The following is a 10,721-nucleotide window of genomic DNA, read 5'->3' on the forward strand; positions in this document are numbered from 1 at the left end:
ACGTGACGGCTCGTGCCCGGTGAGCGCGAAGAACGCCTCGTCGAGCGTGGGACGGCGCAGCCGGATGTCGTCGGCCTCGACGCCCCGCTCGCGCAGGGCCGCGACGACCTCGGCGAGCGTGCCACCGTCGGCGTCGCGGACGATGACCAGGCCGCCGGACTCCTCGACGTTGTCCACCTTGCCGCGCAGCGCGCGCAGGGCGTCCTCGGACGGTTCGGCGCGCACTTCACAGACCTGTCCGCCGACCTGCTTCTTGAGCTCCCCGGGTGTGCCCTCGGCGATCACCTTGCCGCCGTCGATGAGCACGAGCCGGTCGGCCAGGCGGTCGGCCTCCTCCAGGTACTGGGTGGTCAGCAGCAGCGTGACGCCCTTGTCGCGCAGCGAGGCGACCACGTCCCACATCTCCTGGCGGCCCACGGGGTCCAGCCCGGTGGTGGGCTCGTCCAGGAAGATCACCGGGCGGCTGACCACCAAGCTGGCGGCCAGGTCCAGGCGGCGGCGCATGCCGCCGGAGTAGGACTTGACCGGCTGGTCGGCGGCGTCCGCCAGGCCGAACCCGGTCAGCAGCTCCCCTGCGCGGTCCGCGGCCGCCGCCTTGCCGAGCTTGAGCAGCCTGCCGAACAGCACGAGGTTCTGCCGTCCGGTCAGCACGTCGTCGACCGCGGCGAACTGGCCGGTCAGCGCGATGGACGCGCGTACGCCCGACGGGTCGCCCGCCACGTCGTGCCCGGCGACCGACGCCCTGCCGCCGTCGAGCGGCAGGAGTGTGCTCAGGCAGTTGATCACCGTGGTCTTGCCGGCGCCGTTGGGGCCCAGCAGGCCCACCACCGCGCCCGGCTCGACGGTGAACGACACCTCGTCCACGGCCGTCTTGTCGCCGAAGACCTTGCGCAGGCCCTCGACCTCGACTCCCCCTCCGTTCATGCCGCTCATCTCCTCGATGTGGGTGGCCGTCAGCCGTCCTGCTTCACCGGCGTCTGCTGGTGGAAGACGAGCTTCCAGTCGTTGCCGCCGCGCTCGTAGACGCTGGTCATGTAGAGCTGGAAGGCGAACCCGGCCTCCTTCAGCCGGACGGTGGCGCGGTAGGTGATCAGCGCCGCGTCGCCGCTGAGCTCCAGCACCTTGACGTCCTCCAGCGTGTAGTCGTCGAAGGGCGCCTTGTTGGCCTCGATGTCGGCGGCCAGCTCCGCGCCGGTCTGCGGGCCGTCGGGCTCGACGCAGATCGTGCGGTCGGTGACCAGCTCGCGGTAGAAGTCGCCGTTGCCGACCGAGATGGCAGCCCAGCCCTGCTCCTCAAGCTCTCGCAGTTCCTTCTCGACGCTCATGCTCGGTGTCTCCTCACCTTCGGGTTTTCCGGACCGAGTTCGGTTACGGGATCTTGTTCGGTTACGGGGTCGAGGGCCAGCTGCCGGGCAGGCCGCAGAACTGCAGCACCTGCTCGACCAGCTCGCTCTCCTGGGGGACGAGGTAGAAGTGGCCGCCGGGGAAGTCCCTGAGCCGGAACGGGCCCGTCGTGCAGCCCTTCCAGGCGGCGGCCTCGTTGTGGTCCGCCTCGGGGTCGGCCGCGCCGACGGCGGCGCAGATCGGGGTCGCGATCGGCGCCGTCTCGCGCGGCCGGTAGGTCTCGATCAGCCGGTAGTCGGCTTCGAGCGTGGGCAGGATCAGCTCGCGCAGCGCGGGGTCGTCGAGGACCTCGTCGCTGGTGCCACCGAGCCTGCGCAGGTCCTTCAGCAGGGCCCGCTCGCCGCCGAGGTGCACCTGTGCCGGGCGGGCCAGGTGCGGCGCGGGGCGTCCTGAGACGACCAGGCCCGCGATCGGGCCGCCGAGCAGGCTCTCCAGGCGGCGGGCCGTCTCGTGCGCGACGGCGGCGCCCATGCTGTGGCCGAACAGGGCCAGCGGCACCTCGCTCATCGGGGCGAGGGCGGCCGCGACCGGTCCGGCCAGCTCGTCCACGCTCGCGGCGTGGGGTTCGCGCAGGCGGTCCTGGCGGCCGGGGTACTGCACGCCGTACAGCTCGACGCCTTCGGGAAGGCGCGCGGCCCAGGTGCGGAAGAACCCGGCGGCGCCGCCGGCGTGCGGGAAGCAGACCAGGCGCAGCCTGGGCACCTCCTGGACGCGCAGGGGCCGCAGCCACCGCTCGCGCTGCCGGGTGGTCGTCGTGGTCATGCCGGTGAGTCCTCCAGTTCGGTACGGGCGGCCGCGATCAGCTCGGCGGCGGGCATCGGGCGGGGCGGCGGCCCGGACAGCCGCTCGGGGAATCCCAGGGAGGCGGCCATCGCCTGCCAGATCCCGCTGACCGACAGGTAGTACTGCCCCTCGCGCAGCGGATCGATCCTGTCACCGGCGGCTTTCCACAGACCGCTGATCGCGCGGTGGGCCGCCGCGGGCCAGTGGGTCGCCAGGATCTCGCGGTAGCTGGGCGTCTGAGCTGGGCCGATGACGGTGGTGGCGGGCAGGTCGAGGCCGGGGTCGGCGGCGTCGGCGAATCGGATGGTCTTCCTCGCCTCTTCCGGCAGGTGCGGGCGCGGCGACCACAGGACGGGGCCGTGGGTGCCGGCCAGCGTGAGCGTGCCGCCGTCCGCGCCGACGGTGATCCGGTGCAGCAGGTGGGCGTGGTTGTCGGGGTCGGCGGGGTGCAGCTGGTTCTGCACCCGCAGCGTGAACGGCACCCCGGCGAGGGTGCCGTCGATCGTGCGGAACGGACCGGAGCCGGTGGGCGCGGGCAGGTCGAAGGGACGCAGCCCGCCGAGCGCCCGGCCCAGGATGTCGAACAGGTGGTAGGAGACTTGCACGCCGCAGGCCGCCTCGACGTAGAGGGGGCGCAGCGCGCGGGCGGCGGCGATGAAACGCCGCACCGGCGACAGGTGCACGTAGTGGCTGTTGACCTGGTACACGGTGCGGTGCTCGCGGGCGGCGCGCAGCAGCCCGGCCAGTTCGTCGCGCAGCAGCGGCCCTTCCTGCAGCACATGCACGCCGCGGGCCGTCAGCTCGGCGGCGACCTCACTGGCCGGGCCGCCGTTCACCGCGCCGAGCAGCACGACGCAGGCCAGGTCGACGCCGTCCGGCACGTCCTCCACGCGGGTCCAGAGCGGCACCCGCGCCGCTCGCGCGCAGGCGTGAGAGCGTTCGCCGCCCTTGGCGAGGATGCCCGCGAGCCGGAACCCGGAACCGGGCGCGGCGATCGCGGCCAGGTGGATCCGGCCGAAGCCGGTCCCGCAGACGAGCACGCGCGGCGGGCCACTCACAGCGCACCCTCCTCAACAGCCACGCTCTCCCCCGTATCCAGCGGGGAGGTGACCCGCACGGCCGGGTCCGCGCGCAGGTCGGTGAGCACGCGCTCCGGATCGAGCACCCAGGCGGCCTCGTGCGCGCCCGGCGGCACCCGTCCCGCCACGAGCGCCCTGACGGCGCTCGCGGCCACCGCGGCGGTCAGCTCGTAGCTGTCGGCGGCGCGCGTGATCAGCGTCCTGCCGTCGAGGTCGAAGACGAGCTGGAAGTACGGCTCCCGCCCCACCGCGTCGAGCCGGGCGGCCAGCTCCAGGTCCCGGGCCGCCTGCCCGGGATCCCTGTCCGCGGCGCCGGCCAGGGCGCGCGGGGCGCGTTCGCCGTCGAAGACGCCCCACCACTCGACCTCGGCCAGCCCGAGCGCGCGGGCCAGGCGGGCGCTCTCGCGGCTGAGGTAGGGGTAGGCGCTGACCCGGCCGGGGAAGTGCGGCAGGCGGACGCCGTCGAGCGGGCGCAGCGCGCCGCGGACCTGCCGGTGGCCGCGCCAGGCGGCCTGCGGGGTGGCGTACTCGCCGGTCAGGGAGGCGATGTAGTCGAGGGCGGCGGCCTTCGTGAAGAGGTCGAGACCGCCGACGTGGGCGACGAGGCGGTGCGGCTCGGGCCCCGCCATCGCCCGCGGCAGCAGCGCGGACAGTCCCGGCATCATGCCCGCCGCCAGCACGGCGCCGCGCGGGCCGCCGGGCGCCCGCAGCGCCAGGTCCGTGAGGAGGGCGAGGTCGAGCCGGTCGCCCGCGACGTCCACGTAGTGCGCTCCCGCGGCCAGCGCCGCCCTGGCCACGGTGTCGAGGATGGTCGAGGACGGCCCCGCGCAGTTGACCACCACCTCGCATCCGGCGCAGAACCGGGCCAGCGCGGCGGCGTCGTCCAGGTCCAGGGTGACGGGCTCGTCGCCGGGCCCGGCCTGGGCGCGCACGCGGGCGGGGTCCCGGCCGCCGAGCCGCAGCGGGCCGGGCAGCCGGCGGGTCAGCGCCCGGCCGACTGCGCCGTGGCATCCGCTCACGCCGATGGTCATGACTCCTCCAGCAGGGCGGCGACCTCGTCCACGTGGGGCGGGCGCAGGCAGGTGAAGTGGTCGCCTGGAACGTCGGTGACGGTCAGCTCGCCCAGGCACAGCTCCCGCCAGAAGCCGGTCATGTCGTCGCGCAGCCAGGGCAGGAAGCTCGTGCCGCCGCGCTGGCGCAGGAAGGAGATGTCGCCCGCGTACGGTTCCGGCTCGTGGGCGGCGACGGCCAGGAGGCTGTGCCGTACCACCTGGAAGGAGGTGGCGATGTGCCGCTCGACGTCGGGGCCGGCGGCGCCGGAGGTGGCGGCGTGGCCGATCGCGGCCAGCCGTTCGGCCTGTGGGCGGGCGGCCTGGGCGCGGAAGGCTTCGGCGGCGGGGGCGAGTTCGCCGGTCAGCGCGGTGACCGAGCCTGCGGGCACGCGGCCGGGGTCCTCGCGCAGCAGGGCGGCGAAGACCTTCGCCATCAGCTCCTCGTCGGCGGGGTAGCCGGCCGCCGCCGGGTCCACGCCCATGACCTTGGCGAAGACGTACTCGGCCACGAGGTCGTCCTCGATGGTCCGGGGCAGCGTGTAGCTGCTGACCACGGTGAGGGCGCTGACGTCGGCGCCGGCCTCGGTGAGGTTTCTGGCGACCTCGGTGGCCAGGAGGCCGCCCATGCAGTAGCCGACCACGTGGAAGGAGTGCGCGCCGGTGTCCAGGAGGGTGCGGGCGTAGCGGGCGGCGCGGCGGGCAATCAGGCCGCGCGGCTCCTCGGCCAGGTAGGCGTCCACGTCGGTGATCGCGAGTCCGGCGAGCGGGCCGTTCTTGGCGGTCAGCAGCCGCGACAGCGCGCGGTAGGGGGTGAGGGTGCCGCTGCCCTCGTGGACGAGTACGCGCAGCGGGCCGTCGCCGGGCGGGTCGCCGCCGAGCGGGATCAGCGGCGTGCTCTCGGCGCGGGCGCCGTCCTCGCCGGCGCCGCTGCGCAGCCCGCCGGCGAGCGCGGCCACGGTGGGCTGGTGCAGGATGCGGCGGACCAGGTCGTCCCAGTGCGCTTCGGCCGCGGCCGGTACGCGCTCGCGCAGCGTGGCGGCCAGCTTGGCGACCACCAGCGAGTCGCCGCCGAGGTCGAAGAAGTCGTCGTCGCGGTTGACCGCGCCCACGCCGAGCACCTCGGCCCACACGACGGCGAGCGCGCGTTCGAGGTCGTCGCGGGGCGGCCCGCCGGCCGAGGCGCGGCCCGCGGCGGCGCGCGGCAGCCATGAGCGGAGCGTGGTGGTGTCCACCTTGCCGTTGGCGGTCAGCGGCAGCTCGTCGACGATCTGCAGGTGGGCCGGGATCATGTGGTCGGGCAGCCGCCTGGCCAGGTGCCCGGCCAGGCCCGCGACGTCCAGGGGCCGCCGGTCGGTCTTGAACGGGGCGGCGAAGACGTTCTGGCCGAGCGGGCCGGTCACGTCGCCGGGGCCGGGCAGGCAGACGGTCGCGCCGGCGCCCGCCTCCCGCAGCAGGCCGAGCCACTGGTCCCGGCCGAGGAAGGTCTGGTCGAGTCCCCGGCGCAGGTCCTCGTAGTCCCATTTGCGGGGGTCCTTGTCCGGCATCATGAACTCCATCGAGGTCATGATCTGGTAGCTGTCGCGGGTGGTCTCGATGAAGACCAGCCAGCCGCCGGGGCGCAGCATGCGTACCAGCCGCTCCAGCACGCGGCCGGCGTGGCGGGAGTTGTGCAGCACGTTGGCGCAGAGGATGACGTCGAAGTCGTTGGGCGCGTAGCCCTGGGCGCGGAAGTCCTCGTTGATGTCGAACAGGCCGTAGCGCACCCAGGGCAGCTCGCCGAAGCGGGCGCGGGCCTCGTTGAGGAAGAAGGGTGACACGTCGGTGAACAGGTAGTCGACGTCGTGCCCGGCCAGGGCCGGGATCGTCCGCGCGCTGGTGCCGCCGACGCCCGCCCCCGCCTCCAGCACGCGCAGGCGGCCGGGGTGCCCGGCGGCGATGCGGCGCAGGATCTCGACGGCGGCGTGGTTGACGTAGCGGCTGATGATGTTCTCCCGGTAGGCGGCCTCGGAGATCTCCAGGCGGCCCTCGGGGAACAGCAGCGGCAGCGGGTCCATCTCGTCCCTGACCAGTTCGGGCAGGTGGGCGGTGCTGGTCCTGAAGTAGGCGATCAGCTCGGCCGGGTAGCTGTCCTCGCGTTGCAGCTCGCCGACCGCGCGCCAGGCGGCGTCCAGGTCGTCGGGACCGGCCGTGCGGACGGCCGTGCGCAGGCCGGCCGGGCCGCGTTCGAGGTAGCCCTCGTGTTCGAGCACGCGCAGCCAGCGGCGGACCAGCCGGTGGTGGCGGGGCGCGGCCTCCAGGGCCTCGATGACCTGCTCGGTCGTGGCGGTGTCCCCCGGCTGCCGGAACAGGCCGCGGGTGGCGAGGGCACGCACGATGCCGACGACCGCGGCCCGGTCCAGGCGGGCGATGAACTCGGTCAGCTCCTCGCGGGAGATGTGCGCGGTGTGCGGGTCGCCCGCGCGCGATCCGGCCGCGCGCAGCTCCTCCGCCGCCCCGTCCATGATCTCCGGGGTACGGCGGGCCGGCTCGGCGAAGGCGGCCAGGCGGCGCTCCATGCCGTCGCCGTCCACCAGCACGTGCGCGGCGGCCACCGCGGGGTGGTCCTGGACGGCGGCCTCGACCTCGGCCGGTTCGATCCGGTGGCCGCGGATCTTGACCTGCCGGTCCTCGCGGCCCAGGAACTCGATCAGCCCGTCCTCGCGGTAGCGTCCGAGGTCGCCGGTGCGGTAGAGGCGTTCGCCGGTCGCGGGGTGGCGGACGAAGCGGTGGGCGGTCTTGTCCGGGTCGCCGAGATAGCCGAGCGCGACGCCGGCGCCGCCGATGTACAGCTCGCCCGCCACCCAGTCGGGGCAGGGGCGCAGGTTGTGGTCCAGCACGTGGAAGGTCTGGTTGGCCAGCGGCTTGCCGTACGGGACGCTCGTCCAGCCGGGCTCGGGCTCGCCGATCGGGTGGAAGATCGACCAGATCGACGCCTCGGTGGCTCCGCCCAGGCTGACCAGGTCGAGCCGGGGCAGGCGGGCGCGGATGGCCGGGGGCAGCGTGATCGGGATCCAGTCGCCGCTCAGCAGGGCCAGCCGCAGCGTCGGCAGGCCGGTCTCCGGCTGCGCGGCCAGGTAGTGCTCCAGCATCTGGAGCTGGGCGGGCACGGAGTTCCAGAGGGTGACGCCGTGCTCGGCGACCAGCCGGGCCCAGCGGGCGGGGTCGCCTCGGCCCGCGGCGCCGGGCAGCACCAGTGTGCCGCCGGCGGCCAGGACGCCGAAGACGTCGTAGACGGACAGGTCGAACCCCAGAGCCGCCAGGCCGAGGACGCGGTCGGCCGGGGTCACCGAGAAGCGGCGGTTGATGTCGGCGACGGTGTTGAGTGCGGACTCGTGGGAGATCATCACGCCCTTGGGGTCGCCGGTGGAGCCCGAGGTGTAGATGACGTAGGCCAGGTCGCCCGGCCGCGCGGCGCTCTGCGGCACGGGGGCGGTGGCGGGCGGCAGCGTGTCCACGTCCAGGCAGCGCACGCCGTCGGGGCGCTCGCCGATCCACGACTGGGTCAGGACGGTGTCCACTCCGGCGTCGGCCAGGATGCGCGCACGTCTGGCGGGCGGCTGGCCGGTGTCGACCGGCAGGTAGGCGGCTCCGGCCAGCAGGGCGCCGAGCGCGGCGACCACCTGTTCCCAGCCTTTGTCCATGAGGATCGCCACCGGCGCGCCGCCTCGGGTGGGGGGTTCCGCCCCTGCGGTGCCAGGGGTGAGAGGTTCCGCCACGGCGCCGTCCCGGGTGAGGGGTTCCGCCCCTGCGGTGCCCGGGGTGAGAGGTTCCGCCACGGCGCCGTCCCGAGTGAGGGGTTCCGCCCCTGCGGTGCCCGGGGTGAGAGGTTCCGCCACGGCGCCGTCCCGAGTGGGGGCTTTCGCCCCCGCGGCGTCCCGGGTGAGGTTCTCGGCCACGGCGGTGGCTCGGGCGAGCAGCTCGCCGTACGTCAGCGTGCGGTCTTCCGCGATGACGGCGGGCGCGGCGGGGGCGGCGGAGGCGCGGGCGACGACCGGCTCGTGCAGCAGCCCGCCGGGGCGCGGCGCCGCGGTGGCGTTGGCGCGCTCCCGCCGCTCCTCCTGTACGGCCGGCAGCCCCACGGGCGAGGCCGCCGCCCACGCGTCGTCGGCGGCGGCCAGGTCGGCCAGCAGCTCGCGCAGCGCCCCGAACAGGTCCCCGGCCAGGCCCGCCGGGAGCACGCCGTCGCGCACGTCGGCCCTGACCTCCAGGGTTCCGTCCTCGACGAGGGCCTGGCAGTCGATCCACACCTGCGGCGTCTGGCTCCTGCCGTACACCACTTCGCCCATGCCGTCGCCGGCTTCGCCGAGCCCGAGGGTGCTGGTGAAGACGACCGGCATGAGCGCGGCGTCGCGGCCCTTCGCGCGGGCGATCTCGCGCATCACCTCCACCCCGGAGTACAGCCGGTGGTCGAGGTCCTGCCACAGCCGGTCCTGGAGCGCGGCGGCGCGGGCGGCGAAGGTGGCGTGCGCGGAGCCGTTCACCTCCAGGAGGCTGACCGTGGTGAAGTCGCCGACCAGCGCGTCCACCTGCGGGTGGAGGGGGCGGCGGTTGAGGAGGGTGAGGTTGAGGCAGAAGGCCGGCTGGCGGCTCCAGCGGCCGACGACCTCGGCGAAGGCGGCCATCACGGCGGTGGAGGGGGTGATCGCGTGCGCGGCGGAGCGCTCGCGCAGTGCCTGCCACTGTCCGGGCGTGAACCTGGCCCGGTGGCGGGTGAACGAGCCACGGGCCTGGGCGCTCTCGTCCTCGCACAGGGGGAGTTCCGGCGCGCCGGGCAGGGTGGCGAGGCGGTCCTCCCAGTAGGCGCGGTCGCGTTCGCAGGCGGGGCCGTCGCGTTCGCCCCGGGTGGCGGCCACGTAGTCGCGGAAGGTGATCTCCAGGGGCGGCAGGTGCGCGGCGGGGTCCTGGTAGAGGGTGTTCAGTTCGGTGAGCAGGAGCTGGATGCTCATGTAGTCGGCGATGAGGAAGTCGACGGAGACGTGCAGCAGGTCGCGTGCGTCCGTGCGGGTGATCCGGAGCTCGAACAGCGGCCAGGCCGCCGGGTCGTAGACGCGGCTGTCCATGGCGGCCCGCACGGCCGTCAGGTGCGCGTCGGTCTCGTCGGCGGGGCGGCCGGTGAGGTCGGTGGTCTCGATGCGGTAGCGGGGCCGGTCGGGGGCGGTGACCTGGTAGCCCTCCGGGTGGACGGTGGCGCGCAACATGTCGTGGCGCTCGATCAGCCGGTTCCAGGCGTCCTCGGCGCGGCCGGGGTCCAGGCCGGTGAAGGCGAGTTCGGCGTAGACCTGGCAGGCGGTGCCGCCGTAGTCGTAGGCGGCGCCCCGGCCGAGCAGGTAGGCGGCCTGGACGTCGGTGAGGGGGAACGGCTCGTGGCGGGCGGCCGGGTCGGGGCGCAGTTCGGGCTGGGCGGGGCGGCTCAGCTGCTCCAGCAGCGCCTCCTTGTGGGCGGCCAGCAGGGCCCGCCGTTCCTCGGTGAGGACGCCCTTGGGGGCGCGGAAGCGCAGCCGCCCCGACTCCGCCCACAGATGGACGCCCTCCCGGGCCAGTTCGGCGATGAGCTGACCGGCTGTCATAGCGAGCCCTCCTCGAAGGCTGAGTCGTCGCGGTGGTCGATCAGGGCGGCGTGCTCGGCGATCGTCGGCCCGGCGAACAGTTCCCGCAGCGGGAGGTCGACGCCGAACTCGATCCTGATCTCCTCGGCCAGGCGGGTGGCCAGGACGCTGTCGCCGCCGAGCGTCACGAAGTTCTGGTGCCTGCCCACGTCCTGGAGGTCGAGCAGGGACCGCCAGATCGCGGCGAGTGCCTGCTCGGTGGGTCCGGTGGGCGGGGCGTCGCCGCTCTGGCCGTCGGGTTCGCGGGCCAGGCGGGCGAGGGCGGCGCGGTCGACCTTGCCGTTCGCGCCGAGCGGGAGATCGTCCAGCGGGGTGATCGTGGCGGGGACGGCGTAGGAGGGCAGGCGGTCGGCGAGCCGGTCACGCAGGTCGTCAAGGTCGCCGAGGTCGCCTGGGCCGCCGGCCGGGACGACGAAGGCGGCCAGGTGGCGGTCGATCTTGGTGGCGACCGCGCGCTCGACGTGGGGGTGGGTGAGCAGGGCGGTTTCGATCTCGCCGAGTTCGATCCGGTGCCCGCGGATCTTGACCTGGTGGTCGAGGCGTCCGAGGAACTCCAGGGTGCCGTCGGGCCAGTAGCGTCCCATGTCGCCGGTCCGGTACCAGCCTCCGGTGAACTTCGCGCCGGTCGTCTCCGGGTCGCCGCGATAGCCCTTGGCGACCCCGGCGCCGCCGATCCATAGCTCGCCCGGCACCCAGTCGGGGCAGTCGCGGCCCGCGGAGTCGACGACGCGGAAGCACTGGTTGGCCAGCGGCCTGCC

At 74.6% G+C, this 10,721-nt stretch carries 7 protein-coding genes; all 7 read right to left on the minus strand.

Annotation, left to right across the window (positions count from 1 at the left end; all coding sequences use genetic code 11):
- The coding region (locus ACIBKY_RS13035; protein WP_397096855.1) for an ATP-binding cassette domain-containing protein at positions 1 to 924 on the minus strand (924 nt) is incomplete at its 3' end.
- Between the two features lie 29 nt (positions 925 to 953).
- On the minus strand, positions 954 to 1,325 hold the full coding sequence (locus ACIBKY_RS13040) for a nuclear transport factor 2 family protein (RefSeq protein WP_397096856.1): 372 nt from the start codon (positions 1,323 to 1,325) through the stop codon (positions 954 to 956).
- Between the two features lie 61 nt (positions 1,326 to 1,386).
- Complete coding sequence (locus ACIBKY_RS13045) at positions 1,387 to 2,166, minus strand: thioesterase II family protein (RefSeq protein ID WP_397096857.1); 780 nt, start codon at positions 2,164 to 2,166, stop codon at positions 1,387 to 1,389.
- Positions 2,163 to 3,245, minus strand: coding sequence for a Gfo/Idh/MocA family oxidoreductase (locus ACIBKY_RS13050; protein ID WP_397096858.1), 1,083 nt, complete (start codon positions 3,243 to 3,245; stop codon positions 2,163 to 2,165). The genes ACIBKY_RS13045 and ACIBKY_RS13050 overlap by 4 nt, the downstream gene beginning before the upstream one ends.
- The gene (locus tag ACIBKY_RS13055) at positions 3,242 to 4,297 is read right to left on the minus strand and encodes a saccharopine dehydrogenase NADP-binding domain-containing protein (protein WP_397096859.1); all 1,056 of its coding nucleotides are present in this window, start codon (positions 4,295 to 4,297) and stop codon (positions 3,242 to 3,244) included. Before ACIBKY_RS13055 ends, ACIBKY_RS13050 begins: the two co-directional genes overlap by 4 nt.
- Positions 4,294 to 9,924: an amino acid adenylation domain-containing protein gene (locus ACIBKY_RS13060; protein ID WP_397096860.1), complete on the minus strand. Its 5,631-nt coding sequence runs from the start codon at positions 9,922 to 9,924 to the stop codon at positions 4,294 to 4,296. Before ACIBKY_RS13060 ends, ACIBKY_RS13055 begins: the two co-directional genes overlap by 4 nt.
- Positions 9,921 to 10,721 (minus strand): phosphopantetheine-binding protein (locus ACIBKY_RS13065; protein ID WP_397096861.1); only part of this gene is annotated, 801 nt, incomplete at its 5' end. The genes ACIBKY_RS13065 and ACIBKY_RS13060, both read right to left, overlap by 4 nt.

Source organism: Nonomuraea sp. NPDC050394 (assembly GCF_044459065.1).
Taxonomy (GTDB): domain Bacteria; phylum Actinomycetota; class Actinomycetes; order Streptosporangiales; family Streptosporangiaceae; genus Nonomuraea.

Excerpts from the sequence above, each read along its gene's own strand:
- ACIBKY_RS13040 (WP_397096856.1), bottom strand. The coding sequence starts at position 1,325 with ATGAGCGTCGAGAAGGAACTGCGAGAGCTTGAGGAGCAGGGCTGGGCT.
- ACIBKY_RS13045 (WP_397096857.1), bottom strand. The coding sequence starts at position 2,166 with ATGACCACGACGACCACCCGGCAGCGCGAGCGGTGGCTGCGGCCCCTG.
- ACIBKY_RS13055 (WP_397096859.1), bottom strand. The coding sequence starts at position 4,297 with ATGACCATCGGCGTGAGCGGATGCCACGGCGCAGTCGGCCGGGCGCTG.
- ACIBKY_RS13060 (WP_397096860.1), bottom strand. The coding sequence starts at position 9,924 with ATGACAGCCGGTCAGCTCATCGCCGAACTGGCCCGGGAGGGCGTCCAT.